The following is a 26,465-nucleotide window of genomic DNA, read 5'->3' as shown; positions in this document are numbered from 1 at the left end:
AGTTCTACTTTCCGTGGCTCGTCGCGGGAATGAGGTCGGCCGGGGAGGACAGGGTGCCGCGCACCGCGGTCGCCGCGGCGACCGCGGGCGACACCAGATGGGTGCGGCCGCCCTTGCCCTGCCGTCCCTCGAAATTGCGGTTGGACGTCGAGGCGCACCGCTCCCCCGGGGCGAGCTGGTCGGGATTCATGCCCAGGCACATCGAGCACCCGGCCTGCCGCCACTCCGCGCCCGCTGCGGTGAAGATCTCGCCCAGGCCTTCGGATTCGGCCTGTGCGCGCACCCGCATGGATCCGGGCACGATCAGCATCCGGACCCCGTCGGCGACGGTGCGGCCGCGCAGCACGTCGGCGACCACCCGCAGATCCTCGATCCTGCCGTTGGTGCACGATCCGACGAACACCGCGTCGACCGCGATGTCGCGCATCGGGGTGCCCGCCTGAAGGCCCATGTACGCCAAAGCCTTTTCGGCGGTCTGGCGCTGCGCCTCGTCGAACATCTCCTCGGGATCGGGTACGGACCCGCCCAGCGGCACGCCCTGACCGGGGTTGGTCCCCCAGGTCACGAACGGGCTGAGCGTCGAGGCGTCGATGTGCACCTCGGTGTCGAAGTGCGCTCCCTCGTCGGTGCGCAGCTGACGCCACGCGGCGACGGCTTCGTCCCACGCGGCACCGGTCGGGGCGTGCGGGCGGCCCTTGAGGAACTCGAAGGTGGTGTCGTCGGGAGCCACCATGCCGGCGCGGGCGCCCGCCTCGATGCTCATGTTGCAGATCGTCATTCGGCCCTCCATCGACAGCGATTCGATGGCGCTGCCCCGGTACTCGATGACGTGACCCTGTCCACCTCCGGTGCCGATCTGGGCGATCACGGCCAGGATGATGTCCTTGGCGCTGACGCCGGGCGGCAGTTCGCCGTCGACGTTGACCGCCATCGTCCTGAACGGCCGCAGCGGAAGCGTCTGGGTGGCGAGGACGTGTTCGACCTCCGACGTGCCGATGCCCATCGCCAGCGCCCCGAACGCGCCGTGCGTGGACGTGTGGCTGTCGCCGCAGACGACGGTCATGCCGGGCTGCGTCAGACCCAACTGCGGCCCGATGATGTGCACGATGCCCTGCTCGGCATCACCCATCGGATGCAGCCGGATGCCGAATTCTTCGCAGTTGCGGCGCAACGTCTCCACCTGGGTGCGCGACACCGGGTCGGCGATCGGCTTGTCGATGTCGACCGTGGGCACGTTGTGATCCTCGGTGGCGATGGTCAGATCGGGGCGCCGTACCGGACGCTGCGCCAGCCGCAGACCGTCGAACGCCTGCGGGCTGGTGACCTCGTGCACGAGGTGCAGGTCGATGTAGATCAGGTCGGGCTCTCGGGCGTCGCCGGTGCCGGCGCCCTCGACGACGACGTGATCGCTCCACACCTTCTCGGCCATGGTGCGCGGGCTGTGCGCGTTGTCCATCTTGACCATCTCACATTCTGGGAAGCTAGTATCTCCTTGTGAGACAGGATAGCGGCATCGGCGTGCTGGACAAAGCGGTGGCGGTGCTGCACGCGGTGGCCGAGTCACCGTGCGGGCTGGCCGATCTGTGCGACCGCACGGCGCTGCCCCGCGCCACCGCGCACCGGCTGGCCGTCGGACTGGAGACGCACCGGATGCTCGCGCGCGACGGCGACGGGCAGTGGTGCCTCGGCCCCGCGCTCGCCGAGCTGGCCAGCCACGTCCGCGATCCGCTGCTGGCGGCCGGGGCCGCGGTACTGCCGCGCCTGCGGGAACTGACCGGGGAGAGCGTGCAGCTCTACCGCCGCGACGGCACCGCGCGGATCTGCGTCGCGGCGCTGGAACCGCCTGCCGGTCTTCGCGATACGGTCCCGATCGGAACGCGCCTGCCGATGACCGCGGGATCGGGGGCCAAGGTGCTGCTCGCCTACGCCGACGCAGCCACCCAGCAGAGCGTGCTTCCCGCCGCGGCGTTCACCGACCGCACTCTGGCGGAGGTGCGCCGGCGGGGCTGGGCGCAGAGCGTGGCCGAACGCGAACCGGGCGTCGCCAGCGTGTCGGCGCCGGTGCGCGACGGGCGCGGAGCCGTCATCGCCGCGGTGTCGGTCTCGGGGCCGATCGACCGGATGGGCCGGCGGCCGGGCGCGCGCTGGGCCGCCGACCTGGTGGCGGCGGCCGACGCGCTGACACGCAGACTCTAGAAACCACAAAGCTCCGGATCGCCGGGATCCGGAGCGGTGGTACCCCCGATGGGATTCGAACCCACGCTACCGCCGTGAGAGGGCGGCGTCCTAGGCCGCTAGACGACGGGGGCTAGAACATGTTTCGGAGGGACAGCATAGCTCAGGGAACAAAGCTGGCCTAATCCGATCGTTGGCTGGGGTACCAGGACTCGAACCTAGAATGGCTGAACCAGAATCAGCTGTGTTGCCAATTACACCATACCCCATTGGCTGCCTATCACTGCAGGTCATAGGCACTTTTCCTGACCCAGCTCACCGCAGTGGCGCTACGGCGGGCTTCTGGCGGGCCGACGAGCAGACTACCAAAGATCTCGGGGTGCTTTCACACCCCTGGGTCCACCCCCGCCGCGGCGTGGTCCCGGCCCGCCCGCAGCCGGGCCAGCGTGCGCTCGCGGCCCAGCAGCTCCAGCGACTCGTACAGCGGCGGGCTCACCGAGGACCCGGTGACGGCCACCCGCACCGGACCGAAGGCCTTGCGGGGCTTGAGTTCGAGACCGTCGATCAGCGCCCCTTTCAGCGCGTCCTCCAGCGTGGTGTGATTCCACTCGCCGGCAGCCTCCAGCGCGGCGATCGCCGCGTCGAGCACCGGTACGGCCTCGGGCCGCAGTTCCTTGCCGGCGGACTTCTCGTCGAGACCGAACGCGCCGTCGTCGAGGAACTTGAGCAGATCCCAGGCGTCGCCCAGCACGACGATGCGCGTCTGCACCAGCCCCGCGGCTTCGGCGAACTGCGCCTCGCCCAGACCGGTGTCGTGGCCGTGCTCGGCGAAGAACCGCGCGAGACGGCGGGTGAACTCCGCCGGCTCGAGCAACCGGATGTGCTCGGCGTTGAGCGCGTCGGCCTTCTTCTGGTCGAACCGTGCGGGGTTGGAGTTGACGTCGACCACGTCGAACGCCGCGACCATCTCCTCGAGGCTGAACACGTCTCGGTCGTCGGCGATCGACCAGCCGAGCAGCGCAAGGTAGTTGAGCAGGCCCTCGGGGATGAAGCCGCGATCGCGGTGCAGGAACAGGTTGGACTGCGGATCACGCTTTGACAGCTTCTTGTTCCCGTCGCCGAGCACCGGCGGCAGGTGCGCGAACCGGGGTGTGCCGTCGGCGATGCCGAGCCGCTCCAGGGCGGCATAGAGCGCGAGCTGGCGCGGCGTGGACGGCAACAGGTCTTCGCCCCGCAGCACATGCGTGATCTTCATCAGCGCGTCGTCGACCGGATTGACCAACGTGTACAAGGGTTCTCCGTTGCCGCGGGTCAGCGCGAAGTCCGGGATCGAGCCGGCCGGGAACGTCGTCGGCCCGCGGACCAGGTCGTCCCACGTCATGTCCGTGTCGGGCATGCGCAGCCGCACCACCGGCCGGCGGCCCTCGGCGCGGAAAGCCGCCCGCTGCTCGTCGGTGAGGTCGCGGTCGTGGTTGTCGTAGCCGAGCTTGGGGTTGCGACCGGCGGCCAGATGGCGAGCTTCCACCTCCTCGGCGGTGGAGAAGGCCTCGTAGGCGTCGCCGGCGTCGATCAGCCGGTTCAGCACGTCGGTGTAGAGCTCGCGTCGACCCGACTGCCGGTAGGGCTCATAGGGTCCGCCGACCTCCGGCCCCTCGTCCCAGTCGAGTCCGAGCCATCGCAGCGCGTCGAGCAGCGCCTGGTAACTCTGCTCGCTGTCGCGCGCGGAGTCGGTGTCCTCGATCCGGAACACGAAGGTGCCGCCGGTGTGCCGGGCGTACGCCCAGTTGAACAGCGCGGTACGGATCAACCCGACATGCGGCGTGCCGGTCGGGGAGGGGCAGAATCTGACTCGAACGGCCTGAGTGGGGCTTGTCACGACTTTCCTTTGCGCACAACGGGATTGGTGAGAGTTCCGATGCCTTCGATGCTGACGCTGACCGTGTCGCCGTGCTCGAGGGGCCCGACGCCCTCCGGGGTCCCGGTCAGGATGAGGTCCCCGGGCAGCAAGGTCATCACCGCGGAGATCCATTCGATGATCGCGCCGATGTCGTGGATCATCAACGACGTTCGGCTGCGCTGCTTGACCTCTCCGTTGACCTCGGTGCGGATCTCCAGATCGGCGGGGTCGACGTCGGTGACGATCCACGGACCGACCGGACAGAACGTGTCGTGGCCCTTGGCGCGCATCCACTGGCCGTCCTTGGCCTGCTGATCGCGGGCGGAGACGTCGTTGGCGATGGTGTACCCGAGGATGTTCTCGGCGGCACGAGCGGCAGGCACGTCCTTGCAGGGCCTGCCGATCACCGCAGCGAGCTCACCCTCGAAGTGCACCGGGTGGGCGTCGGCGGGCAGTTGGATCGCGGTGTTGGGCCCGATGATCGCGGTGTTCGGCTTGAGGAAGATGATCGGATCCTCGAACGTGCCGCCGCCCATCTCCTCGATGTGTGCGGCGTAGTTCTTGCCCATGCAGACGACCTTGCTCGCCAGGATCGGGGCCAGCAGTCGAACGTCGGCCAGAGGCCACTGCCGCCCGGTGAAGGTCGGTGAGCCGAACGGATGTTCGGCGATCTCACGCGCGACCGCCTCGGCAGGATTCTCGGACGGTCCCTCGATGACGACGAAGGCGACCCCGTCGGGGCTGGCGATTCGACCAAGGCGCATGGGCCTCAGCCTAGTGCCCGGGCTGGGCTCCGCCGCGACGACGTGGGACTCCGGAAGGGTATCTCACTATATGGGATGATAGTTCAGCATTCTGAGACGCATGTGGAACCATGGCCCCGTGAGCACTTCGGCGATCGGCACCGGGCGACGATGGTCGATGCTGGTCGTCGCCCTCGGCGCGACGTTGTGCGCCAACGTGTTCATCAACGGTGTGGCCTTCCTCATACCCACGCTGCACCGCGAGCGCGGGCTGGACCTCGCGCAGGCCGGCCTGATGTCGGCGCTGCCCAGCCTCGGCATGGTGGTGACGCTGATCGCGTGGGGGTACGTCGTCGACCGGGTCGGCGAGCGGGTGGTGCTGACGCTCGGGTCGACGTTGACCGCGGCCGCGGCATTCGGCGCCGCAGCGGCGGACTCCCTGGTGGCTGTGGGGATCTTCCTGTTCCTCGGCGGCATGGCGGCGGCGAGTAGCAACACCGCGAGTGGCCGCCTCGTGGTGGGGTGGTTCGACGCCGAGAAGCGCGGCCTGGTGATGGGGATCCGGCAGACCGCCCAGCCGCTGGGGGTCGGCCTGGGCGCGCTGGTGATCCCGCGGCTGGCCGAGACGGGTGGAGTGTCGAGCGCCCTGGCCTTCCCGGCCATCGTCTGCGCGGTCTCGGCGGTGGTGTGCGCCGTGGCAGTGCTCGACCCGCCGCGGCCGGCCCGGGCCGAGGCCGACGACGCCGAGTTGGCCAACCCCTACCGCGCCTCGTCACTTCTGGTGCGCATCCACCTGACGTCCCTGCTGCTCGTGGCACCCCAGGCGATGGTGTGGACGTTCACCCTCGCGTGGCTGATCACCGACCGCGGGTGGTCCGCCGGCTCGGCGGGGGCGCTGGTGACCGTCGCCCAGATCCTCGGCGCCGGCGGGCGGATCGGCGCGGGCAGGTGGTCGGATGCCGTGCTCAAGCGCTCCGGTGACGTGCTGAGCTCGCGGATGCGCCCCGTCCGCACCATCGCCGTCGCTGCCGCCGCCGCGATGGCGCTGCTGGCGCTGACCGATTGGCTGGACTCACCGGTGAGCATCGCGCTGATGATGGTGGCCTCGGTGGTGACGGTGTCGGACAACGGGCTGGCCTTCACGGCGATCGCCGAGATCGCCGGACCGTTCTGGAGCGGACGGGCCCTGGGCACTCAGAACACCACCCAGCTCCTCACCGCCGGGGTCACTCCCCCGCTGTTCGGCGCTCTGATCGGGGTCGCGGGTTACCCGGCGGCCTTCGCGGTGTGCGCGCTGTTCCCGCTGCTGGCCATCCCGGCGGTGCCGGGGACCGCTCGCGCTCACCGCGACTGAGCGGCGCGCGGCAGCAGCGCAAGCGCGGCCACCAGGAAGCACAGCGCGCCGATGAACGTGCCGACGTTGGCCAGCCACTCGTCTTCGGTGACCCCGGTCTTGCGGACGAACGCGGCCACCGCGGACACCGCGAACGCGATGCATCCCAGCAGGTTCACCGCGCCTGCCAGCCATTCGCGCGAACGCAGGTCGATCAGGCCCGCGCTGACGGCGATCATGCCCAGAATCCCGCTGAGCAGGAACGCCGTCGACCCGGTGGCGTCGGGAACCCACACGTAACGGCGCTCGGCGGTGACGGCGTGCGCCCACACCGCGGCCCCGGTGCTGAGGTTGAACAGCAGCGTCCCCACGAATTGCAGTGCCGCCGAGGACCATTCGGCGCGCGCATCCGGGTCGGCCAGCCGCAGCTGCATCCAGGCCGCGGTGGTGAAGAACCACGACCCGGCGAAGCAGAGCACATCGGCCGCACCGGCACCCGCCCACGAAGGAAAGCCGGGCACGGTGGCGAGCGCGAAGAACGACGAGCCGATCGCGAACAGCCAACACTGGCGCGTCAGCGTCGCGAATCCGGCTATGGCTACAGCTTCCCGATGATGCGCTCGGCGACCTGGGCGGTCGTGAGCCGCTCGTCACCGCGCGTGGCGAGGTGTTCGGCCACCGCCGCGTCGACGCGGGCGGCCGCGTCGAGCTCACCGAGGTGGGCGAGCAGCAACGACACGCTCATGATGGCCGCCGTCGGATCGGCGATGCCCTGCCCCGCGATGTCGGGGGCACTGCCGTGCACGGGTTCGAACATCGACGGATTGGTCAGCGTGGCGTCGATGTTGCCGCTGGCCGCCAGCCCGATGCCCCCGCACACCGCGGCAGCCAGATCGGTGATGATGTCGCCGAACAGGTTGTCGGTGACGATGACGTCGAACCGGCCCGGGTCGGTGACCAGGTGGATCGTCGCCGCGTCGACGTGCTGATAGGCCACCTCGACGTCGGGGTACTCCGCGGCCACGCTCTGCACCGTGCGCCACCACAGCGAACCTGCGTAGGTCAGCACGTTGTTCTTGTGCACCAGCGTCAGGTGCTTGCGGCGAGCCTGGGCGCGGTGGAACGCGTCGTGGACCACGCGGCGCACGCCGTAGGCGGTGTTGACGCTGACCTCGGTGGCGATCTCGTGGGGGGTGTCGACGCGGATCGCGCCGCCGTTGCCGGTGTAGGGCCCCTCGGTGCCCTCCCGCACGACGACGAAGTCGATCTCGGGGTCACCGGCCAGCGGGCTGCGCACCCCCGGGTAGAGCCGCCCCGGGCGCAGGTTGATGTGGTGGTCGAGCTCGAAGCGGATCCGCAGCAGCAGACCGCGCTCGAGCACGCCGCTGGGGACCGACGGATCGCCGATCGCGCCGAGCAGGATCGCGTCGTGCCCCTTGAGCTCCTCGAGCACCGAGTCGGGCAGGACCTCGCCGGTCTTGTGGTACTGCCGCGCGCCGAGCTCGTATTCGGTCTTCTCGACACCGGGGAACACGGCGTCGAGGACCGTCAGCGCCTGGCCGATGACCTCTGGGCCGATCCCGTCGCCACCGATCACCGCGAGCTTCACCGGGGACGTCATGACAGATCCACCACTTTCAGCGTCGTCGCGTCGACGTCGCTGCCGATGGCGGCCAGCACGTCCTCGGGCACCTGCCGATCCAGGCGGAGCATGATCGTCGCCCCGCCCCCTTCGGCGTCCTGGCTGAGCTGCGCGGCCAGGATGTTGACCGCCGCGCCGCCGAGCAGTGTGCCGATCTTGCCCAGCGCGCCGGGCCGGTCGTCGTAGTTGATGATCAGGTTGACGCCCTCGGCGCGCAGGTCGAGGTTGCGGCCGTTGATCTGGACGATCTTCTCGACCATCTGCGGGCCCGACAGCGCGCCGGCCACGTTCACCGTCGACCCATCGGCCGAGACGGCGCGCACGTCGACGACACTGCGGTGGTTCGGGCTTTCGGTCTCGGTGTCGATCGAGGCCTCGACGCCGCGCTCTGCGGCCAGCGCCGGCGCGTTGACGAACGTGACGGGGTCCTCGATCACCGCCGAGAACAGGCCGCGCAGCGCCGAGAGCCGCAGCACCTCGACCTCCTCGGAGGCCAGTTCCCCGCGCACCTGCACGCACAGGTTGGTCGGCAGTTCGGGCGACAGGGCCCCGGCGAGCAAGCCGAGTTTGCGCACCAGGTCGAGCCAGGGGGCGACCTCTTCGCCGACCGCACCGCCGCCGACGTTGACCGCGTCGGGCACGAACTCACCGGCGAGCGCGAGCCGCACGCTGGCGGCCACGTCGGTGCCCGCCCGGTCCTGCGCCTCCGCGGTCGACGCGCCGAGGTGCGGGGTCACCACGACCTGGGGAAGTTCGAACAGCGGGCTGTCGGTGCACGGCTCGGTGGCGAAGACGTCGAGGCCGGCGGCGCGGACGTGGCCGGCGTTGATCGCGTCGGCGAGGGCCTGCTCGTCGATCAGCCCGCCGCGGGCGGCGTTGACGATGATCACGCCGGGCTTGGTCTTGGCCAGCGCGTCCTTGCCGATCAGTCCGGCGGTCTCCTTGGTCTTCGGCAGGTGCACCGAGATGAAGTCCGCCCGGGCGAGCAGCTCGTCCAGGGGTAGCAACTCGATGCCCAGCTGCGCGGCGCGGGCGTGCGAGACGTACGGGTCGTAGGCGGTGATGTGCGCGCCGAACGCGGCCAGCCGCTGGGCCACCAGCTGGCCGATGCGCCCGAGGCCGACCACGCCGACGGTCTTGCCGAAGATCTCGGTGCCGGAGAACGACGACCGCTTCCAGGTGTGTTCGCGCAGGGTCGCGTCGGCGGCGGGGATCTGCCGCGCGGCGGACAGCAGCAACGCCAGCGCGTGCTCGGCGGCGCTGTGGATGTTCGACGTCGGCGCGTTGACGACCAGCACACCGCGGGCGGTGGCGGCGTCGACGTCGACGTTGTCCAGACCCACACCGGCGCGGGCGACGATCTTGAGCTTCGGCGCCGCGGCGAACACCTCGGCGTCGACGGTGGTGGCCGACCGCACCAGAAGAGCGTCGGCGTCGGCGACCGCGGCCAGGAGCTTCTCCCGGTCGGGGCCATCGACCCAGCGAACCTCGACCTGGTCCCCCAGGGCCTCGACGGTCGATGGGGCCAGCTTGTCGGCGATCAGTACCACGGGCAGACTCACGAGGGCTCAGCCTAATGGGCTGTAATGGCGGGGTGGAGGGCAGGAGCGGAGCGACCCGGGAAACCGGGGTGGACGTCACCGTCGTCGGAAGCGGCCCCAACGGCTTGGCGGCCGCCGTGATCTGTGCGCGCGCCGGGCTGTCGGTGCGGGTCATCGAAGCCCAGCCGACGTTCGGTGGCGGCGCGCGCACCCAGGCCGACCCCGACTATCCCGGCGTGCTGCACGATGTCTGCTCTGCGGTGCACCCGCTGGGAGTGGCCTCGCCGTTCTTCGCCGAGTTCGACCTCGCCGCCCGCGGTGTCGAGCTGGTCGCCCCGGAGGTGTCCTACGCCAATCCGCTGCCCGACGGAACCGCGGCGGTCGCCTACCGCTCGCTGGACCGCACGTGCGACGAACTGGACGACGGCTCGTCGTGGCGGCGGCTGTTCGGTCCGCTCACCGATCACGTCGACGGGGTGCTCGGCTTCTTCCTCGGCGACAAGCGCTCGCTTCCCCCCGATCTCGTCACCACCGTCCGCACCGGTCTGCGGGTCCTCGCGATGGGCAGCCCGGCGTGGGGTCTGCTGCGCGGCGACGATGCCCAGGCCCTGTTCACCGGCGTTGGCGTGCATGCCATTTCGCGCATGCCCTCCCCCGTCAACAGCGGCGCCGGCTTGATGCTCGGCACCGTGGCCCACACCGCCGGCTGGCCGGTGCCGGTGGGTGGCACCCAGACCATCGCGGACGCGCTGCTCGCCGACGTGCGGGCCCACGGCGGCGAACTGGTGCTCGGCGAAACCGTCACGACCCCGCCCGGCGGCGTGGTCATCTGGGACACCGCGCCGACCGCGCTGCTGGACATCTACGGCGACCGGGTGCCGTCCCGATACGCGAAGGCGTTGCAGCGCTACAGATTCGGTCCCGGGGTGTGCAAGGTCGACTTCGTCCTCTCCGGTGACATCCCGTGGCGCGACCCGCGGGTGGCGCAGGCGCCGACCGTGCACATGGGCGGGACGCGCGCGCAGATGGCGCTCGCCGAGCGGGAGATCGCCGCGGGCCGGCACGCCGCGTGGCCGATGACACTGGCCGCCCTTCCGCACCTGGCCGACCCCTCGCGCATCGACGAGCAGGGCCGTCGACCGCTGTGGACGTACTCCCACGTGCCGGCGAATTCACCGGCCGACCTCACCGAGACCGTGACCGCCCAGTTCGAACGTGCCGCGCCGGGGTTCCGGGATCTGGTGCTGGCCGCCCGCTGCGTCCCCGCGGCCCGGATGGCCGACCACAACGCGAACTACGTCGGCGGCGACATCATCGTCGGCGGGGCGACGCTGTTCGCCGCCATGATCGGCCCGACACTGCGGCTGAACCCGTGGACGACGCCGATTCCGCAGGCGTACCTGTGCTCGTCGGCCACGCCGCCGGGCACCGGCGTGCACGGCATGGCGGGATACTACGCGGCCCGCACGGTGCTGCGGCGCGAGTTCGGCATCACCACCATGCCGCCGCTTTCGCCGTAGCTACCACCGCGTGGGTCCGTAGGCTGCCCGGTATGACCAAGCTCGCAGTGATCTACTACTCAGCCACCGGACACGGCACCGCGATGGCGAACCGCGTCGCCGCGACTGCGGAGTCGGCGGGCGCCGACGTCCGGTTGCGCCACATCGCCGAGACCCGCGATCCCGAGTCGTTCGCGAACAACCCCGCGTGGTCGGCCAATCACGAAGCCACCAAGGATCTTCCGGCCGCCACCGGGGACGACATCGTGTGGGCCGACGCGGTGATCTTCGGCTCGCCCACCCGGTTCGGCAACACCGCCTCGCAGTTCCGCGCGTTCATCGATTCGCTCGGCGGGCTGTGGGCCCAGGGCAAGCTCGCCGACAAGGTGTACGCGGGGTTCACGTCGTCGCAGACCGCCCACGGCGGGCAGGAGACGACGCTGATCACGCTGTACATCACGCTCATGCATTTCGGCGGGATCATCGTGCCGCCCGGCTACACCGACGGGGTGAAGTTCGCCGACGGGAACCCCTACGGCGTCGGGCACGTCACCGGCCCGGAGAATCGCAACGAGCTCGAGGAGGCAACGCTGGACGCGCTCGACCACCTGGCCCGCCGCGTCGTCAGCGTCGCCGACCGACTGTCCTGAAGCGATTTCGGTGTAGTTCGTCACGCTGAGCGTGACGAACTACACCGAAATCACAAGGGATCAGGCGGTTTCGGTGATCGGCCGGTCCACCCAGCTCATCAGGTCGCGCAGCTTCTTGCCGGTGACCTCGATCGGGTGCTCGGCGTTCTCCTTGCGCAGCTGCTCGAGCTCCTTGTTGCCACCCTCGACGTTGGCCACGAGCCGCTTGACGAACGTGCCGTCCTGGATGTCGGCGAGGATGTCCTTCATCCGCTTCTTGGTGTCGGCGTCGATCACCCGCGGCCCGGACAGGTAGCCACCGAACTCCGCGGTGTCGGACACCGAGTAGTTCATCCGGGCGATACCGCCCTCGTACATCAGGTCGACGATCAGCTTGAGCTCGTGCAGCACCTCGAAGTAGGCGAGCTCGGGGGCGTAGCCGGCCTCGACCATGACCTCGAAGCCGGTCTTGACGAGTTCCTCGGTACCACCGCACAACACGGCCTGCTCACCGAACAGGTCGGTCTCGGTCTCGTCCTTGAACGTGGTCTTGATGACGCCGGCGCGGGCGCCGCCGATCGCCTTGGCGTAGGACAGGGCCAGCGCGAGGCCCTCGCCCTTGGGATCCTGCTCGACCGCGACCAGGCAGGGCACGCCCTTGCCGTCGACGAACTGACGGCGCACCAGGTGTCCGGGGCCCTTGGGCGCCACCATGCCGATGGTCACGCTGGCCGGCGGCTTGATCAGACCGAAGTGGATGTTGAGGCCGTGGCCGAAGAACAGCGCGTTACCGTCCTCGAGGTTGGGCTCGATGTCCTTGGTGAAGATCTCGGCCTGCGCGGTGTCGGGCGCCAGCAGCATGATCACGTCGGCCCACTTGGCGACCTCGGCCGGGGTGTCGACGTCGAGGCCCTGCTCGGTGACCTTCTCGCGCGACTTGGAGCCCTCCTTGAGGCCCACCTTCACCTGAACGCCGGAGTCGCGCAGGCTCAACGAGTGCGCGTGCCCCTGGCTGCCGTAGCCGATGACGCCGACCTTGCGGCCCTGGATGATCGACAGGTCCGCGTCGTCGTCATAGAACATCTCAACTGCCATTGTCGTGAATCTTCTTTCTACTCAGTGCTTTGACGGTCTTACTTGGTGCCGATTCCGCGGGGGCCACGCGACAGCGACACCACACCGGACTGGACGATCTCACGGATCCCGTAGGGCTCCAGCACGCGCAGCAGCGCCTCGAGCTTGCCCGGGGTCCCGGTGGCCTCGACGGTCAGCGACTCGTTCGACACGTCGACTACCTTGGCGCGGAACAGGTTCACGGCCTCGATGACCTGGCCGCGGGTCGTCGCGTCAGCGCGCACCTTGATCAGGGCGATCTCACGCGACACGGCGTTGTCCTCGTCCTGCTCCACGATCTTGATCACGTTCACGAGCTTGTTGAGCTGCTTGGTGATCTGCTCGAGCGGCGAGTCCTCGACGTCGACCACGATGGTCATCCGGGACAGGTCCTTCTGCTCGGTGGCGCCGACGGCCAGCGAGCAGATGTTGTAGCCGCGCCGCGAGAACAGCGAGGCCACGCGGGCCAGGACGCCGGGCTTGTCCTCGACGAGCACCGACAGGGTGTGGATGGTGCTCATCGGTGTGCTCCGTTCTTCGCGCAAGCGCTCATCACGCGTGCCCCTCTTCGTTGTCGAACAGCGGACGGATGCCGCGGGCGTGCTGGATCTCGTCGTTGCTGGTGCCCGCGGCCACCATCGGCCACACCTGGGCGTCGGCGCCGACCACGAACTCGATGACGACGGGCCGGTCGTTGATCGCGCGCGCCTGAGCGATGACGTCTGCCACGTCTTCGGCACGCTCACACCTCAGTCCGACGCACCCCAGCGCCTCGGACAGCTTGACGAAGTCCGGGATGCGTCGGGTGTGGGTGGCCAGATCCGTTTGGCTGTACCGCTCTTCGTAGAACAGCGTCTGCCACTGCCGGACCATGCCCAGGTTGCCGTTGTTGATCAGCGCGACCTTGATCGGCACGCCCTCGATCGCACAGGTGGCGAGTTCCTGATTGGTCATCTGGAAGCAGCCGTCGCCGTCGATGGCCCACACCTCGGTGTCGGGGCACCCCATCTTCGCGCCCATCGCCGCGGGCACGGCGTAGCCCATCGTGCCCAGGCCCCCGGAGTTGAGCCAGGTCTTGGGCTTCTCATATTTGATGAACTGCGCCGCCCACATCTGGTGCTGACCCACGCCGGCGACGTAGATCGCGTCGGAGCCGGCGATCTTGCCCAGCGTCTCGATGACGTACTCGGGTGAGAGGCTGCCGTCGCTCTGCGGGCCGTAGCTCAGCGGGTACGTCGACTGCAGGCCGCGCAGGTACTCCCACCACGTGTCGAGGGTGGTCGTGCCGAGCCCGCCGTCGCGGCGCAGGGCCTCGATCAGATCGGTGATGACCGCCTTGACGTCGCCCACGATCGGGACGTCGGCGTGGCGGTTCTTGCCGATCTCGGCGGGGTCGATGTCGGCGTGGATCACCTTGGCATCGGGAGCGAAGGAATCCAGCTTGCCGGTCACCCGGTCGTCGAACCGGGTCCCGAGTGCGATCAGCAGATCGCTGCGCTGCAGTGCGGCCACCGCGGCCACGGTGCCGTGCATGCCGGGCATGCCGAGGTTCTGCGGGTGGCTGTCGGGGAAAGCACCCCGCGCCATCAGCGTGGTGACCACCGGGATGCCGGTCAGCTCGGCCAGATCCAGCAGCTGCTCGGAGGCCTCGCCGCGGATGACGCCGCCACCGACGTAGAGCACCGGCTTGCGGGCGGCCGTGATCAGCTTCGCCGCCTCGCGGATCTGGCGGTTGTGCGGCTTGGTGTTCGGCTTGTAGCCGGGCAGTTCGAATTTCGGCGGCCAGCTGAAGGTGCACTGGCCCTGCAGCACGTCCTTGGGGATGTCGACCAGCACCGGCCCGGGGCGTCCGCTGGAGGCGATGTGGAACGCCTCGGCGATGACGCGGGCGATGTCGTCGCCGTTGCGGACCAGGAAATTGTGCTTGGTGATCGGCATCGTGATGCCGGAGATGTCGGCTTCCTGGAACGCGTCGGTGCCGATCAGCCCGCGCCCCACCTGCCCGGTGATCGCGACCACCGGGATCGAGTCCATGTAAGCGTCGGCCAGCGGGGTCACCAGATTGGTCGCGCCCGGACCCGAGGTCGCCATGCAGACACCGACCCGTCCGGTGGAGTGCGCGTAGCCGCTGGCGGCGTGGCCACCGCCCTGCTCGTGCCGGACCAGGACGTGGCGCAGCTTCACCGAGTCGAACAGCGGGTCGTAGACCGGCAGCACGGCGCCGCCGGGGATGCCGAAGATCACGTCGACGTCGAGTTCCTCGAGCGAGCGGATGACGGCTTCTGCGCCGGTGAGCTGGTGCGGGGCAACCGTTTTCGGCTGCGGGGCGGCCGGGGTGGCGGCCTGATTCCCGTTCGCCGGGGTCGCCGGCTGCTCAGGTGGCCGCTTGGTGGGTGCGCTCACGGTGTCCTCTTGTCCTGTCGACTCTGGTAGATCTTCTCAAATCGGTGCTGGGGCAACAAAAAACCCCCGTCAGCCGGGCGGCTGTACGAGGGTTGCGCGTCGATGCGGTGGTGCTATGCCCGGACCAGGGATAGCGCGGCATCAACGCGCAACCCAATTACTACGAGCGAGCCCGGGGTCTGCATAGCAGATGACGGTAGCCCCCGAACCGGACTGTGGTCAAATTCGCCCTCGGCGCCCAAGTCCCCGGTCACAGCGGTGGGATGATGGAGCCATGGGTTCCTCCGCCGCGTCGTCTCCCGCCCCGGTCGTGATCCGGATCTCCCCCATGGCGCATCTCGCCGTGGTCCTACTGACGCTCGCGCTGCTGTCGGTGGTGTTCGCCGGGCCGGTGTGGTTCGCCGCGCTGCTGGCGATCCCGGTGCTGCTGTCGGTGGCGATCGCGCGGTACCGCACCGTCGCCGACCGCGACACCGTCACCGCGCGCACGCTGCTGGGCAGTCAGACGCTGCGCTGGGAGGACATCGCCGGGCTGCGGTTCGGCCGCAAGGCGTGGGCTCAGGCCCGGCGCGGCGACGGCACCGAGGTGTCGCTGCCGGCCGTCACGTTCGCGACGCTTCCGGTGCTGACGGCCGCCAGCGGCGGCCGGGTGCCCAATCCGTACGAGTGACGCTCAGGCCAGCGGGTTGGCACCGTTGAGCAGCACCCAGATCGCGACGCCCGCCCCGACGCCGAGGATCAGCGCGGCGAAGGAGCCGAGGAACGGCCGCCGGGCCCAGCCACGGCCGGCGTCCAGGCCGTAGCGTCCGGGGCCGATCAGGATGATCGCGGCCACGACGGCCACCAGGATGACCTCGTACTCGTGGCCGTCGGTCAGGAAGGCCGACAGTCGCGCCTCGTTGTGCGCGTCGATGGCCTCGGCCAGCACCGCGTTGATCAGATAGGCCAGCGCGCCGGCCGCCGCCACCGGGGTGAACAGCCCCAGCACCAGCAGCACCCCCGCCACGATCTGTCCGCCGGCGGCCACGTAGCTCAGGATGTCGGCGTACTGGAACCCGACGCCGGCCAGGTAGTCCCGGAACCCGCCGAGCCCCGATCCGCCCCAGATGCCGAACATCTTCTGCAGGCCGTGCGCCACCAGCAGCAGCCCCAACGCGACCCGCAGCACCAGCAGGCCCAGGTCCTGGGTGCCTCTGCGGTCCCGCTCCCGGTGCTCGTCGAGCACGCCGACCTCGGTGGGCACCGCGGTCGACCCGTACGAGCCGGGCGCCAGGCCGGTGCCGGGCTGCACGTACGGCAGCGGCTCCGCGTCGTTCAACAGGGCGAACGGCTGCTGGTCGGCGGGCTTGGCCGAGTCGTAGCGCGGGATCGCCGTCGTCTCGAAGTCGCCGCCGTACTGCGCCGACGGCAGGTCGTCCTCGGGGTCCACCAGCCGCGCCGACGCGGGCCGGCCGGCCGATTCGTCGGGCCGCTGCCAGGGTCGTGGGTCATGGGGACTCGTCACGACTGCCAGGGTAAGTGCAGCTGCGGCCGTCGCCGGGAATTGGCGCGGCGCGCCCGACCATGTGTTTTGCCGCTTCGGGGCAGGTCGGGCCGGGACGCGTGGCGAGCACTCCGAAACGATCCGTAATCTGGCTCGCATGAGTCAGCGCCGGTCGTTGCGGGCAGCCGCGGTACTGCTGTGCGCGGCGACGCTCGGCAGCGCCGGCTGTGCGCGGTTCGATTCGGCGCAGTCGCAGCCGTTCACCACCGAACCGCAGATGGCGCCGGGGCCGACGTCCACGCCGCCGCCACCACCTCCGTTGCCGGCCCAGCCGTTCCCCAAGCAGTGCCCGGCACCCGGCGTGATGCAGGGCTGCCTGGACAGCACCAGCGGGCTGATCATGCTGCCCGACAGCCAGTCCGCGCTGGTGGCCGAGCGGGTGACCGGCACGGTCAAGCAGGTCGCCACCAAGGCCGAACCGTTCGTCAAGTTGACGCTCCCGGTCGACGGCAGCGGTGACGGCGGCCTGATGGACATCGTGCTGTCCCCGACCTACGCGCAAGACCGGCTGATGTACGCCTACGTCAGCACCCCGAGCGACAACCGGGTGATCCGGATCGCCGACGGCGACGTCCCCAAGCCGATCCTGACCGGTATCCCCAAGGGCGCCACCGGCAACACCGGCGCGCTGGTGTTCACCAGTCCGACCACGCTGATGGTGCAGACCGGTGACGCGGGCGATCCGGCACTGGCGGCCGATCCGGGGTCGATGGCGGGCAAGCTGCTGCGCATCGAGCAGCCGACGACGGTCAACCAGGCACCGACGACGACGGCGCTGTCGGGACTGGGCCCCGGTGGCGGCATGTGCATCGATCCGTCCGACGAGTCGCTCTACGTCACCGACCGGACGCCGACCGCCGACCGGTTGCAGCGCATCACCAAGGACTCGAAGGTGTCGACGGTGTGGACGTGGCCGGACCGTCCCGGGGTGGCCGGCTGTGCGGCGCTCGACGGCACCGTGCTGGTCAACCTCGTAAACACCAAGCAGACCGTGGCGGTGCGGATGGCACCCGACACCGGCGCGGTCACCGGGGAGCCGGAGGTGGTCCGTCAGGACCAGCACGGCCACGCCTGGGCGCTGCAGGTCGCCCCCGACGGCAACATCTGGGGTGCGACGGTGAACAAGACCTCCGGGGACGCCGAGAAACTCGACGACGTGGTGTTCCCGCTGTTCCCGCAGGGCGGCGGCTTCCCGCGGGCCAACGACGAGAAGACCTGATCCAGCCCAGGATCTAGCGCGGCCCGGAGCCGGGTAGGCGCAGGATCAGCCGCGTGCCGCCGAGCGGGCTGACCTCCAGAGCCGCTGTGCCACCGTGGATCTCGGCCTGCTGGGCGACCAGCGCCAGGCCCAGGCCTGAGCCCGATCGCGATGCGGTGGAGCCGCGGTGGAAGCGCTGGAACACCGCCTCACGTTCCTCGGCCGGCACCCCGGTGCCGTTGTCGTCGACGGCGATCTCCACCCCGTCGGCCGAGCTGATCACGCTGAGCTGCACCCGCGTCGCGCCGCCGTGTTTGACGGCGTTGGCGATCGCGTTGTCGATGACCAAGCGCAGGCCCGCCGGCATCCCGAGCATCAGCACAGTCGTCGACGAGGCCAGCGACACCTCCAGGCCGGGGTAGTTGTGCATGGCGTCGTGGGCGGCGCGGTCGAGCATCTCGGCCACGTCGAGCGGCACGAAATCGGCCACCGTGGTCAGTTCGCCCTGCGCCAGCCGCTCGAGAGCGGCCAGCGTCGCCTCGATCCGGGACTGGGTGCGCATCACGTCACCGATGACCTCGGCGCGCTGTTCGGGACCCAGATCCAGCGTCATCAGCACCTCGAGGTTGGTGCGCATCGCGGTCAGCGGCGTCCGCAGTTCATGGGAGGCGACGGCGGCGAAGTCCCGTGCCGATTCGAGCGCCGCCCGGGTGCGCTGCTGCTCGTCGCCGATGCGGGCGAGCATGCCCTCGACCGCCTCCGAGATCTCCACGGCCTCCCACACGCCGCGCACCTGCACCTCGTCGGGGTTGGACTGGGCGTTGATCGCACGCGCCTGCTGGGCCAGCAGCCGGAACGGGTTGACCATGATCAGCGCGATCACCCAGCCGACGAGCAGCGTCGTGACGATCACCCCGGCGCAGATCCAGAACACCCGCCAGTGCAGGGAGTCGATGCGGGCCTGGGTGTCGGCCAGCGGCGCGCCGAGCGCGATCGACGCGCTGCCGGTCGTGATCGTCCGGACGCGGTACTCGACGCCGCCAATGGTCGCGTCGGCGTAGCCGCTGGGCAGTTCGGGCAGCACGATGTCGGCGGGGATGGACACCGCGATGGTGCCGATGCGCGCCGTGCGCACCAGTCCGCCCTCGGCGGGTTCCGGGCCGATCCCCTCCTGAGCGCTGCGCAGCAGGGTGTTCACATCGCCCAGGCTGGACAGCGAGTCCAGGCGGCGGTCCAGCTGGTCGTACTGGTCGTTGGTGACGCCGACCCACACCCAGACCCCGAGCGTCAGCACCAGGATGATGACGCCGACCTGGGCCAGGATCACGATCGAGCGCAGCGACAACAGCCGCAGCGGGTGCGACAGCAGGCGCAGAACCAGGTCCTGGGCGCGCTTCATGAACGCGTCAACTGCAGGCGGCCATGACCAGTTCACGCACGCGCGCAGCGTCCGCCTGACCCTTGGTCGCCTTCATCACCGCACCGACGATCGCGCCGGCGGCCTGGACCTTGCCGCCCCGGATCTTCTCGGCGATGTCGGGGTTGGCGGCCAGCGCTTCGTCGACCGCGGCCTGGATCAGCGAGTCGTCGCGCACCACCACGAGCCCGCGGGCCGTCATCACCTCGTCGGGCTCACCCTCCCCGGCGAGCACCCCCTCGACGACCTGACGGGCCAGCTTGTTCGACAGCTTGCCGTCGTCGACGAGCTTGACCACCGCGGCCACCTGGGCCGGTGTGATGGACAGGTCGGCCAGCTCGACGCCCGCTTCGTTCGCCTTCTGCACCAGGAAGTTGCCCCACCAGGCGCGCGCCGCGTCACTGGATGCGCCGTGGTCGACGGTGGCCGCGATCAGATCGAGCGCGCCGATGTTGACCAGGTCGCGCATCACCTCGTCGGAGATACCCCACTCCTGCTGAATCCGGTTGCGGGACAACCACGGAAGTTCCGGGATGGTGGCGCGCAGCCGCTCCACGAGGTCGGCACTGGGCGCGACGGGTTCGAGGTCCGGCTCGGGGAAGTAGCGATAGTCCTGCGCGGTCTCCTTGCTGCGTCCCGGTGAGGTGTAACCGTCCTCGTGGAAGTGCCGGGTCTCCTGGTGCACGACGCCGCCGGACTCGAGAACCGCTGCCTGTCTGCGCATCTCGTAGCGGACCGCGACTTCCACGCTCTTGAGCGAGTTGACGTTCTTGGTCTCGGTGCGGGTGCCGAACTCGGCCTGCCCGACGGGCTTGAGGGAGACGTTCGAATCGCACCGCATCGAACCCTGGTCCATCCGAACGTCCGAGACGTCCAACGCGCGCAACAGGTCTCGCAGCGCGGTCACGTACGCCCGGGCGATCTCGGGGGCGCGCGACCCGGCGCCCTCGATCGGTTTCGTGACGATCTCGATCAGCGGGACGCCGGAGCGGTTGTAGTCGGCGAGCGACGTCGTCGCCCCCGCGATCCGACCGGTGTCACTTCCCAGGTGGGTCAGCTTGCCGGTGTCCTCCTCCATGTGCGCGCGCTCGATCTCGATCCGCCACGTGGTGCCGTCGTCGAGGGGGACGTCGAGGTGGCCGTTGATCGCGATCGGCTCGTCGTACTGGGAGATCTGGTAGTTCTTCGGCTGGTCCGGGTAGAAGTAGTTCTTCCGGGCGAACCGGCCCCACGGTGCGATATCGCAGTTCAGCGCGAGCCCGATGCGGATCGCGGACTCGACCGCGGTCTGATTGAGCACCGGCAGCGAGCCGGGCAACCCCAGGCAGACCGGGCACACCTGCGTGTTGGGTTCGCCGCCGAACCGGTTGGCGCACCCGCAGAACATCTTGGTCTGCGTCGACAGCTCGACGTGCACCTCGAGGCCCAGGACCGGCTCGTAGGCGGCGATCACCTGGTCGTAGTCCAGCAGCTCGGCGGTGTCGACAGACATGCCCATGATCCTAGTGAGCGGATGCGCCGAGACTGCCGCCAGATCGCGTTCGGGGCCCGGTGGGCGATCTCACCGCAGGCTCGGTGGCCCGCGGGACGGGTCAGCCGAAGAACTCCGCGGCGTCGTCGTAGCGGCTCTGCGGCACCAGCTTGAGCTGGCGGACCGCGTCGGCCAACGGCACCCGGCCGATGTCCTGGCCGCGCAGCGACACCATCATCCCGTATTCGCCTGCGTGGGCCGCGTCGGCGGCGTTGACGCCGAAGCGGGTGGCCAGCACCCGGTCGTAGGGCGTCGGGGTGCCGCCGCGCTGCACGTGTCCGAGCACCGTGACCCGGACTTCTTTGTTGATCCGCTTCTCGACCTCGACCGCGAGTTGCTGGGCGACGCCGGTGAACCGCTCGTGGCCGAACTCGTCGGTACCGCCCTTTTTCAACTTCATCGAGCCCTCGGCCGGTTTCGCGCCCTCGGCCACCACGCAGATGAAGTGCGAGTCGCCGCGCACGAAGCGCTGTTTGACGAGCCGGCACACCTCTTCGACGTCGAAGGGCTGCTCGGGGATCAAGGTCATGTGCGCACCGGAGGCGAGCCCGGCGTTCAGCGCGATCCAGCCCGCGTGCCGGCCCATCACCTCGACGAGCATCACCCGCTGATGCGACTCGGCCGTGCTGTGCAGCCGGTCGATCGCGTCGGTGGCGACATGCAACGCGGTGTCATGCCCGAAAGTGACGTCGGTGCAGTCGATGTCGTTGTCGATGGTCTTCGGCACCCCGACCACCGGCACATTCTCCTCCGACAGCCAGTGCGCCGCGGTGAGCGTGCCCTCTCCCCCGATCGGGATCAGCACGTCGATGCCGTTGTCCTCGAGCGTCTGCTTGATCTGGTCCAACCCGGCCCGCAGCTTGTCGGGGTTCACCCGCGCGGTGCCGAGCATGGTGCCGCCCTTGGCGAGCAGGCGGTCGTTGCGGTCGTCGTTCTTGAGCTGGATGCGCCGATCTTCGAGCAGGCCCCGCCAGCCGTCCTGGAAGCCGACCACCGACGAGCCGTATCGCACGTCGCACGTGCGCACCACCGCTCTGATCACCGCGTTCAGGCCAGGGCAGTCACCACCGCCGGTCAGTACTCCGATGCGCATGGTGACCATCCTCCCCTTTCACAGCGCAGTTGGCAGAGGACCCCGGGCAACTTCATAGGCGGCCCCCACCCGGTAGAGCCGGTCATCGGCCAGCGCCGGCGCCATGATCTGCAGTCCCACCGGCAGATTGTCGTCGGCCGACAGACCCGACGGCACCGACATCCCGCAGTGCCCGGCCAGATTCAACGGCAGCGTGCACAGGTCGAACAGGTACATCGCCAGCGGATCGTCGACCTTCTCGCCGAGCCGGAACGCGGTCGACGGGGTGGCCGGCGAGACGAGCACGTCGACGCTGCGGTAGGCCTCCTCGAGGTCGCGGGCGATCAGCGTGCGCACCTTCTGCGCCTGGTTGTAATACGCGTCGTAGTAGCCGGCCGACAGCGCATACGCACCGATCATGATCCGGCGCTTGACCTCTGGGCCGAACCCCGCGGACCGCGTCATCGCCATCACCTCCTCGGCGCTGTGGCTGCCGTCGTCGCCGACGCGCACGCCGTAGCGCATGCCGTCGAACTTCGCCAGGTTGGACGACACCTCCGACGGCAGGATCAGGTAGTAGGCGGGCAGCGCGTAGTCGAAGTGCGGGCAGTCCACCTCGCTGATCTCGGCGCCCAGCGCGCTCAGCTGCTCGACGGCGGCGGTGAACGACGCCAGTACGCCGGGCTGATAGCCCTCGCCGCTGCGCAGCTGCTTGACCACGCCGATGCGCACCCCGGTGAGGTCACCGGCCGCACCGGCCCGGGCCGCGGCGACGACGTCGGGGACCGGGGCGTCGACCGACGTCGAATCGCGCGGATCGTGGCCCGCGATGACCTCGTGCAGCAGCGCGGTGTCCAGGACCGTGCGGGCGCAGGGGCCACCCTGGTCGAGTGAGGACGCGCACGCGATCAGCCCGTACCGCGACACCGTGCCGTAGGTGGGCTTGACGCCGACGGTGGCCGTCAGCGCGGCCGGCTGACGGATCGAGCCGCCGGTGTCCGAGCCGATCGCCAGCGGCGCCTGGAACGCCGCCAGCGCGGCCGCGCTGCCACCGCCGGACCCGCCGGGCACCCGCTCGGTGTCCCACGGGTTGCGGGTGGGCCCGTAGGCGGAGTTCTCCGTCGACGAGCCCATCGCGAACTCGTCCATGTTGGTCTTGCCCAGAATCGGGATGCCGGCCGCGCGCAGCCGTGCCGTCACCGTGGCGTCGTACGGCGACGTCCAGCCCTCGAGGATCTTCGACCCGCAGGTGGTCGGCATGTCGGTCGCGGTGAATACGTCCTTGAGCGCCAGCGGGACGCCGGCCAGTGGCGAAGCCAGGGGTTCACCATCGGCTCTGGCCTCGCGGACGGCCTTGTCGACGTCGGCCGCGGCCGCCAGCGCCTGCTCCCCCGCGACGTGCAGGAATGCGTGGTAGTCGCCGTCGGTGGCGGCGATCTGATCCAGGCAGGCCTGGGTCACCTCGGTCGAGGACACCTCGCCGGCGGCGATCTTCTCGCCCAGCGTCGCGGCGTCGAGCCTGATCAGTTCCGTCTCGCTCATTCGGGCTCCCCCAGGATCCGCGGGACCGCGAAGCGGCCGTCGACGGCGTTGGGCGCCTGCGCCAGCGCCTCGTCCTGGGTGAGGCACGGCTGCGGCTCGTCGGGACGGAACACGTTGACACTCTTCAGCGGGTTGTCGGTGGCCGCGACGCCGGTGACGTCGACGGCCTGGATCTGGCTGACGTGGCCGAGGATGGCGTCGAGCTGGCCGGCGAAACTGTCGAGTTCGCCGTCGGTCAGGGCGAGGCGGGACAGCCGCGCGAGGTGCGCAACCTCGTCTCGGGAGATCTGGGACACGACCACGAAGCCTAGTTCAAGCCATCGAGTTCCCCCGAGCCGCCGATTCCGCCCGAGTCGCCGCCTCCCCGTCCCCCGTGACACAGTGTTGCGCGTGCCGTCGTATCTGCTGCGCGTCCAGCTGGAGGACAGGCCCGGCAGCCTGGGCTCCCTGGCGGTGGCGCTCGGCTCGGTGGGCGCCGACATCCTGTCTCTCGACGTGGTCGAGCGCGCCGCGGGCTACGCCGTCGACGACCTGGTCGTGGAACTCCCGCCGGGCGCGATGCCCGACATGCTGATCACCGCCGCCGAAAAGCTGAAGGGCGTCTATGTCGACAGCATCCGGCCGCACACCGGGCTGCTCGAGGCGCACCGAGAACTCGAGTTGATCGATCACGTCGCCGCCGCCGAGGGGAAACAGCGGCGGCTGCAGGTACTCGTCGACGAGGCGCCGAAGGTGCTGCGCGTCGGGTGGTGCGTGGTGGCCCGGCTCACCGATGCGGGCCCGCAGCGGCTCGTCGGCAGTTCCGGCGCGCCCGAGACGCAGGCCGCGGAGACACCGTGGCTGCCGATCGAGCACGCCGCGGCGCTCGACGCCCGCGCCGACTGGGTGCCCGCGGTGTGGCGGGACATGGACACCACCCTGGCGGCCGCCCCCCTGGGCGACACCCGCACCGCGGTGGTGCTCGGCCGGCCCGGCGGACCCGACTTCCGCCCGAGCGAGGTCGCGCGGCTGGGCTACCTGGCCGGCATCATCGCGACGATCCTGCGCTAGATCGCGTCGGGACCGCCCTCGAGCAGACGGCGGAACCCGTCCTCGTCGAGGACCGGGACGCCGAGTTCGATCGCCTTGTCGTACTTGGAGCCCGGCGCGTCACCGGCGACCACGTACGCGGTCTTCTTCGACACCGAGCTGGCCGCCTTGCCGCCGCGCGCGATGATCGCCTCCTTGGCGTCGTCGCGGCTGAACCCGGTCAGTGACCCGGTGACGACGATCGACATGCCCTCCAGCGTGCGTTCGATGCTGGCGTCGCGTTCGTCGGCCATCCGGACCCCGGCCGCCCGCCACTTGTCGACGATCGCGCGGTGCCAGTCGACGGTGAACCAGTCGGTGACCGCGGCCGCGATCGTGGGGCCGACGCCCTCGGCGGCGGCGAGCTGTTCCTCGGAGGCCGCCATGATGGCCTCCAGGCTGCCGAACTCGGTGGCCAGGGCGCGCGCCGCCGTCGGGCCGACGTGGCGGATGGACAGCGCGACGAGCACCCGCCACAGCGGTTGCGCCTTGGCCTTGCCGAGGTTGGCCAGCAGCCGCTTGCCGTTGGCCGACACCTCGCCCTTCTGTGTGGTGAACAGGTCGGTGCGCAGCAGATCGTCGGCGGTGAGCGTGAACAGGTCGCCCTCGTCGGTGATGACGCCTGCCTGCAGCAGCGCGATCGCCGCCTCGTAGCCCAGCCCCTCGATGTCGAACGCCCCGCGGCCCGCGACGTGGAACACCCGCTCCCGCAGCTGTGCCGGGCAGGTGCGCGAGTTGGGGCACCGGATGTCGGCGTCACCCTCCTTGGCCGGGGCCAGTTCGGTGCCGCACTCCGGGCAGTGCGTCGGCATCACGAACTCGCGCTCGCTGCCGTCCCGCAGGTCGACCACCGGGCCGAGCACCTCAGGGATGACATCGCCGGCCTTGCGGATCACCACGGTGTCGCCGATCAGCACGCCTTTGCGCTTGACCTCCGAGGCGTTGTGCAGCGTCGCCAGACCCACCGTCGAGCCCGCGACCTTGACCGGCTCCATGTAGGCGAACGGCGTCACCCGCCCGGTCCGGCCCACGTTCACCCGGATGTCCAGCAACGTGGTGGTCGCCTCCTCAGGCGGGTATTTGTAGGCGACCGCCCACCGCGGCGCGCGCGATGTCGCGCCCAGCCGCCGCTGCAGCGCCATCTCGTCGACCTTGACGACCACGCCGTCGATCTCGTGTTCGACGTCGTGTCGGTGCTCACCCCAGTACGCGATGCGTTCGGTCACCGCACCGAGGCCCTTCACCTTCGCGGTGTGGTCCGACACCGGCAGCCCCCACGCCCCGAGCGCCCGGTAGGCGTCGTGCAGGCTGGCCGGCGCAAAGCCCTCGGCATGGCCGAGCCCGTGGCAGATCATCCGCAACCGGCGCCGCGCCGTCACGGCCGGGTTCTTCTGGCGCAGCGACCCGGCGGCGCTGTTGCGCGGATTGGCGAACGGCGGTTTGCCCTCGGCGACCAGACCCGCGTTGAGTTCCTCGAAGTCGGCCACCCGGAAGAACACCTCGCCGCGCACCTCGAGTACCGAGGGCAAGGGGAATTCCTCTGTGCCGCTCAGCTTTTCGGGCACGTCCTCGATGGTGCGGGCGTTCAGCGTGACGTCCTCGCCGGTGCGGCCGTCGCCGCGGGTGGCGGCCCGGACCAGCCGGCCGTCCCGGTAGACCAGCGCCAGCGCCACCCCGTCGATCTTCAGTTCACACAGATACTCGGCGTCCGGGCCGATCTCGCCCGCGATGCGCGCGGCCCAGGCGCGCAACTCGTCGGGGTCGAAGACGTTGTCCAGGCTCAGCATTCGCTCGAGGTGCTCGGCCGGCGTGAAATCGGTGGCGAACCCGGCGCCGCCCACCAGCTGCGTCGGCGAGTCGGGTGTGCGCAACTCGGGGTGCTCGTCCTCGAGTGTCTGCAGCCGGCGCAGCAGCGTGTCGAACTCCGCGTCGGAGATCACCGGGGCGTCGCGCACGTAGTAGCGGAACTGGTGCTCGCGCACCTCGTCGGCGAGTTCCTGCCAGCTGCGGCGCAGGTCGGCATCCAAGCCGTCGCCGGCTTGCTCGGCCAGTAGTGCCTCCGCGTCGGGGCTCGCCTCGGGACTCACCCTGGCAGGTTATCGAAGCGCACCGACACGAC

At 70.0% G+C, this 26,465-nt stretch carries 23 protein-coding genes and 2 tRNA genes; 7 read left to right on the top strand and 18 right to left on the bottom strand.

The annotated features are described in order from the left end of the window. Window positions 1–4: 4 nt before the first annotated feature. Window positions 5–1,456 carry a 3-isopropylmalate dehydratase large subunit gene (gene leuC / locus MCHUDSM44219_RS10090; RefSeq protein WP_048418155.1) on the bottom strand — a complete coding sequence of 484 codons (1,452 nt, stop codon included), beginning with the start codon at window positions 1,454–1,456 and terminating at the stop codon, window positions 5–7. Window positions 1,457–1,494: 38 nt separating this feature from the next. On the opposite strand from leuC, the gene MCHUDSM44219_RS10085 reads away from it, so the two are divergent. Further along, window positions 1,495–2,196 carry an IclR family transcriptional regulator gene (locus MCHUDSM44219_RS10085; protein ID WP_048418099.1) on the top strand — a complete coding sequence of 234 codons (702 nt, stop codon included), beginning with the start codon at window positions 1,495–1,497 and terminating at the stop codon, window positions 2,194–2,196. A 37-nt stretch (window positions 2,197–2,233) separates the two neighbouring features. Here MCHUDSM44219_RS10085 and MCHUDSM44219_RS10080 read toward each other — a convergent pair. The 4 genes from MCHUDSM44219_RS10080 to MCHUDSM44219_RS10065 all read right to left on the bottom strand — a co-directional run bounded on the left by MCHUDSM44219_RS10080 (window position 2,234) and on the right by MCHUDSM44219_RS10065 (window position 4,836). After that, a tRNA-Glu gene (locus MCHUDSM44219_RS10080) sits at window positions 2,234–2,309 on the bottom strand. A gap of 60 nt (window positions 2,310–2,369) precedes the next feature. Continuing rightward, window positions 2,370–2,444, bottom strand: a tRNA-Gln gene (locus tag MCHUDSM44219_RS10075). A gap of 116 nt (window positions 2,445–2,560) precedes the next feature. After that, complete coding sequence (gene gltX / locus MCHUDSM44219_RS10070; protein ID WP_048418098.1) at window positions 2,561–4,051, bottom strand: glutamate--tRNA ligase; 1,491 nt, start codon at window positions 4,049–4,051, stop codon at window positions 2,561–2,563. Further along, entirely contained in the window at window positions 4,048–4,836 is a 789-nt protein-coding gene (locus MCHUDSM44219_RS10065) for a fumarylacetoacetate hydrolase family protein (protein WP_048418097.1), read from the bottom strand. The genes gltX and MCHUDSM44219_RS10065 overlap by 4 nt, the downstream gene beginning before the upstream one ends. A gap of 100 nt (window positions 4,837–4,936) precedes the next feature. Here MCHUDSM44219_RS10065 and MCHUDSM44219_RS10060 point away from each other — a divergent pair, with 100 nt between their 5' ends. Continuing rightward, the gene (locus tag MCHUDSM44219_RS10060; protein WP_109777677.1) at window positions 4,937–6,169 is read left to right on the top strand and encodes an MFS transporter; all 1,233 of its coding nucleotides are present in this window, start codon (window positions 4,937–4,939) and stop codon (window positions 6,167–6,169) included. Here MCHUDSM44219_RS10060 and MCHUDSM44219_RS10055 read toward each other — a convergent pair. Genes MCHUDSM44219_RS10055 through serA form a run of 3 tightly spaced genes read right to left on the bottom strand, consistent with a single transcriptional unit; the run spans window position 6,157 to window position 9,352 of the window. Beyond that, window positions 6,157–6,744 carry a hypothetical protein gene (locus MCHUDSM44219_RS10055; RefSeq protein ID WP_048418096.1) on the bottom strand — a complete coding sequence of 196 codons (588 nt, stop codon included), beginning with the start codon at window positions 6,742–6,744 and terminating at the stop codon, window positions 6,157–6,159. The genes MCHUDSM44219_RS10060 and MCHUDSM44219_RS10055 overlap by 13 nt on opposite strands. 2 nt (window positions 6,745–6,746) lie before the next feature. Next, window positions 6,747–7,757, bottom strand: coding sequence for a 3-isopropylmalate dehydrogenase (locus MCHUDSM44219_RS10050; RefSeq protein WP_048418153.1), 1,011 nt, complete (start codon window positions 7,755–7,757; stop codon window positions 6,747–6,749). A gap of 8 nt (window positions 7,758–7,765) precedes the next feature. Beyond that, entirely contained in the window at window positions 7,766–9,352 is a 1,587-nt protein-coding gene (serA, locus tag MCHUDSM44219_RS10045) for a phosphoglycerate dehydrogenase (protein WP_048418095.1), read from the bottom strand. Window positions 9,353–9,420: 68 nt separating this feature from the next. Here serA and MCHUDSM44219_RS10040 point away from each other — a divergent pair, with 68 nt between their 5' ends. Both MCHUDSM44219_RS10040 and wrbA read left to right on the top strand, forming a co-directional pair. Next, the gene (locus tag MCHUDSM44219_RS10040; RefSeq protein WP_178044640.1) at window positions 9,421–10,851 is read left to right on the top strand and encodes a phytoene desaturase family protein; all 1,431 of its coding nucleotides are present in this window, start codon (window positions 9,421–9,423) and stop codon (window positions 10,849–10,851) included. A 32-nt stretch (window positions 10,852–10,883) separates the two neighbouring features. Further along, complete coding sequence (gene wrbA, locus MCHUDSM44219_RS10035) at window positions 10,884–11,480, top strand: NAD(P)H:quinone oxidoreductase (RefSeq protein ID WP_048418093.1); 597 nt, start codon at window positions 10,884–10,886, stop codon at window positions 11,478–11,480. A gap of 60 nt (window positions 11,481–11,540) precedes the next feature. Here the strand turns inward: wrbA and ilvC are convergent, their stop codons facing one another. The 3 genes from ilvC to MCHUDSM44219_RS10020 are packed head-to-tail and all read right to left on the bottom strand — an operon-like array spanning window position 11,541 to window position 14,975. After that, the gene (gene ilvC, locus MCHUDSM44219_RS10030; RefSeq protein WP_172506372.1) at window positions 11,541–12,542 is read right to left on the bottom strand and encodes a ketol-acid reductoisomerase; all 1,002 of its coding nucleotides are present in this window, start codon (window positions 12,540–12,542) and stop codon (window positions 11,541–11,543) included. A gap of 50 nt (window positions 12,543–12,592) precedes the next feature. After that, entirely contained in the window at window positions 12,593–13,093 is a 501-nt protein-coding gene (ilvN, locus tag MCHUDSM44219_RS10025) for an acetolactate synthase small subunit (protein ID WP_043407456.1), read from the bottom strand. A gap of 31 nt (window positions 13,094–13,124) precedes the next feature. Continuing rightward, entirely contained in the window at window positions 13,125–14,975 is a 1,851-nt protein-coding gene (locus tag MCHUDSM44219_RS10020; protein ID WP_048418091.1) for an acetolactate synthase large subunit, read from the bottom strand. A 274-nt stretch (window positions 14,976–15,249) separates the two neighbouring features. On the opposite strand from MCHUDSM44219_RS10020, the gene MCHUDSM44219_RS10015 reads away from it, so the two are divergent. Then, the gene (locus MCHUDSM44219_RS10015; RefSeq protein ID WP_048418090.1) at window positions 15,250–15,645 is read left to right on the top strand and encodes a PH domain-containing protein; all 396 of its coding nucleotides are present in this window, start codon (window positions 15,250–15,252) and stop codon (window positions 15,643–15,645) included. A 3-nt stretch (window positions 15,646–15,648) separates the two neighbouring features. On the opposite strand, the gene MCHUDSM44219_RS10010 is transcribed toward MCHUDSM44219_RS10015, so the two are convergent. After that, window positions 15,649–16,479 carry a DoxX family protein gene (locus MCHUDSM44219_RS10010; protein ID WP_236695416.1) on the bottom strand — a complete coding sequence of 277 codons (831 nt, stop codon included), beginning with the start codon at window positions 16,477–16,479 and terminating at the stop codon, window positions 15,649–15,651. A gap of 136 nt (window positions 16,480–16,615) precedes the next feature. Here MCHUDSM44219_RS10010 and MCHUDSM44219_RS10005 point away from each other — a divergent pair, with 136 nt between their 5' ends. Then, window positions 16,616–17,737, top strand: coding sequence for a PQQ-dependent sugar dehydrogenase (locus tag MCHUDSM44219_RS10005; RefSeq protein WP_048418089.1), 1,122 nt, complete (start codon window positions 16,616–16,618; stop codon window positions 17,735–17,737). Between the two features lie 13 nt (window positions 17,738–17,750). On the opposite strand, the gene MCHUDSM44219_RS10000 is transcribed toward MCHUDSM44219_RS10005, so the two are convergent. The 5 genes from MCHUDSM44219_RS10000 to gatC all read right to left on the bottom strand — a co-directional run bounded on the left by MCHUDSM44219_RS10000 (window position 17,751) and on the right by gatC (window position 23,574). Further along, window positions 17,751–19,115: a sensor histidine kinase gene (locus tag MCHUDSM44219_RS10000; RefSeq protein WP_048418088.1), complete on the bottom strand. Its 1,365-nt coding sequence runs from the start codon at window positions 19,113–19,115 to the stop codon at window positions 17,751–17,753. Between the two features lie 7 nt (window positions 19,116–19,122). Beyond that, window positions 19,123–20,625, bottom strand: a complete 1,503-nt coding sequence (gene gatB / locus MCHUDSM44219_RS09995; RefSeq protein WP_048418151.1) for an Asp-tRNA(Asn)/Glu-tRNA(Gln) amidotransferase subunit GatB — start codon at window positions 20,623–20,625, stop codon at window positions 19,123–19,125. A gap of 100 nt (window positions 20,626–20,725) precedes the next feature. After that, a complete protein-coding gene (locus MCHUDSM44219_RS09990) occupies window positions 20,726–21,757 on the bottom strand; it encodes an ATP-dependent 6-phosphofructokinase (protein WP_048418150.1) in 1,032 nt (343 codons plus the stop codon). 18 nt (window positions 21,758–21,775) lie between these two features. After that, on the bottom strand, window positions 21,776–23,278 hold the full coding sequence (gatA, locus tag MCHUDSM44219_RS09985; protein WP_048418087.1) for an Asp-tRNA(Asn)/Glu-tRNA(Gln) amidotransferase subunit GatA: 1,503 nt from the start codon (window positions 23,276–23,278) through the stop codon (window positions 21,776–21,778). Beyond that, a complete protein-coding gene (gene gatC, locus MCHUDSM44219_RS09980; RefSeq protein ID WP_048418149.1) occupies window positions 23,275–23,574 on the bottom strand; it encodes an Asp-tRNA(Asn)/Glu-tRNA(Gln) amidotransferase subunit GatC in 300 nt (99 codons plus the stop codon). The genes gatA and gatC overlap by 4 nt, the downstream gene beginning before the upstream one ends. A gap of 85 nt (window positions 23,575–23,659) precedes the next feature. Here gatC and MCHUDSM44219_RS09975 point away from each other — a divergent pair, with 85 nt between their 5' ends. Beyond that, on the top strand, window positions 23,660–24,328 hold the full coding sequence (locus MCHUDSM44219_RS09975) for an ACT domain-containing protein (protein WP_048418086.1): 669 nt from the start codon (window positions 23,660–23,662) through the stop codon (window positions 24,326–24,328). On the opposite strand, the gene ligA is transcribed toward MCHUDSM44219_RS09975, so the two are convergent. Further along, a complete protein-coding gene (gene ligA, locus MCHUDSM44219_RS09970; RefSeq protein ID WP_048418085.1) occupies window positions 24,325–26,433 on the bottom strand; it encodes an NAD-dependent DNA ligase LigA in 2,109 nt (702 codons plus the stop codon). The two genes, MCHUDSM44219_RS09975 and ligA, sit on opposite strands and share 4 nt — an antisense overlap. Between the last annotated feature and the right edge of the window lie 32 nt (window positions 26,434–26,465).

The sequence above is a fragment of the Mycolicibacterium chubuense genome (assembly GCF_001044255.1).
Taxonomy (GTDB): Bacteria; Actinomycetota; Actinomycetes; order Mycobacteriales; family Mycobacteriaceae; genus Mycobacterium; species Mycobacterium chubuense.
The sequence above is the reverse complement of the archived record's forward strand: the minus strand, read 5'-3'. Positions and strand labels throughout refer to the sequence as shown.

Coding starts and splice junctions, on each gene's coding strand:
- leuC (WP_048418155.1), bottom strand. CDS start 1,456: ATGGACAACGCGCACAGCCCGCGCACCATGGCCGAGAAGGTGTGGAGC.
- MCHUDSM44219_RS10065 (WP_048418097.1), bottom strand. CDS start 4,836: ATGCGCCTTGGTCGAATCGCCAGCCCCGACGGGGTCGCCTTCGTCGTC.
- MCHUDSM44219_RS10060 (WP_109777677.1), top strand. CDS start 4,937: ATGTGGAACCATGGCCCCGTGAGCACTTCGGCGATCGGCACCGGGCGA.
- wrbA (WP_048418093.1), top strand. CDS start 10,884: ATGACCAAGCTCGCAGTGATCTACTACTCAGCCACCGGACACGGCACC.
- ilvC (WP_172506372.1), bottom strand. CDS start 12,542: ATGTTCTATGACGACGACGCGGACCTGTCGATCATCCAGGGCCGCAAG.
- ilvN (WP_043407456.1), bottom strand. CDS start 13,093: ATGAGCACCATCCACACCCTGTCGGTGCTCGTCGAGGACAAGCCCGGC.
- MCHUDSM44219_RS10015 (WP_048418090.1), top strand. CDS start 15,250: ATGGGTTCCTCCGCCGCGTCGTCTCCCGCCCCGGTCGTGATCCGGATC.
- MCHUDSM44219_RS10005 (WP_048418089.1), top strand. CDS start 16,616: ATGAGTCAGCGCCGGTCGTTGCGGGCAGCCGCGGTACTGCTGTGCGCG.
- MCHUDSM44219_RS10000 (WP_048418088.1), bottom strand. CDS start 19,115: ATGAAGCGCGCCCAGGACCTGGTTCTGCGCCTGCTGTCGCACCCGCTG.
- gatB (WP_048418151.1), bottom strand. CDS start 20,625: ATGTCTGTCGACACCGCCGAGCTGCTGGACTACGACCAGGTGATCGCC.
- MCHUDSM44219_RS09990 (WP_048418150.1), bottom strand. CDS start 21,757: ATGCGCATCGGAGTACTGACCGGCGGTGGTGACTGCCCTGGCCTGAAC.
- gatA (WP_048418087.1), bottom strand. CDS start 23,278: ATGAGCGAGACGGAACTGATCAGGCTCGACGCCGCGACGCTGGGCGAG.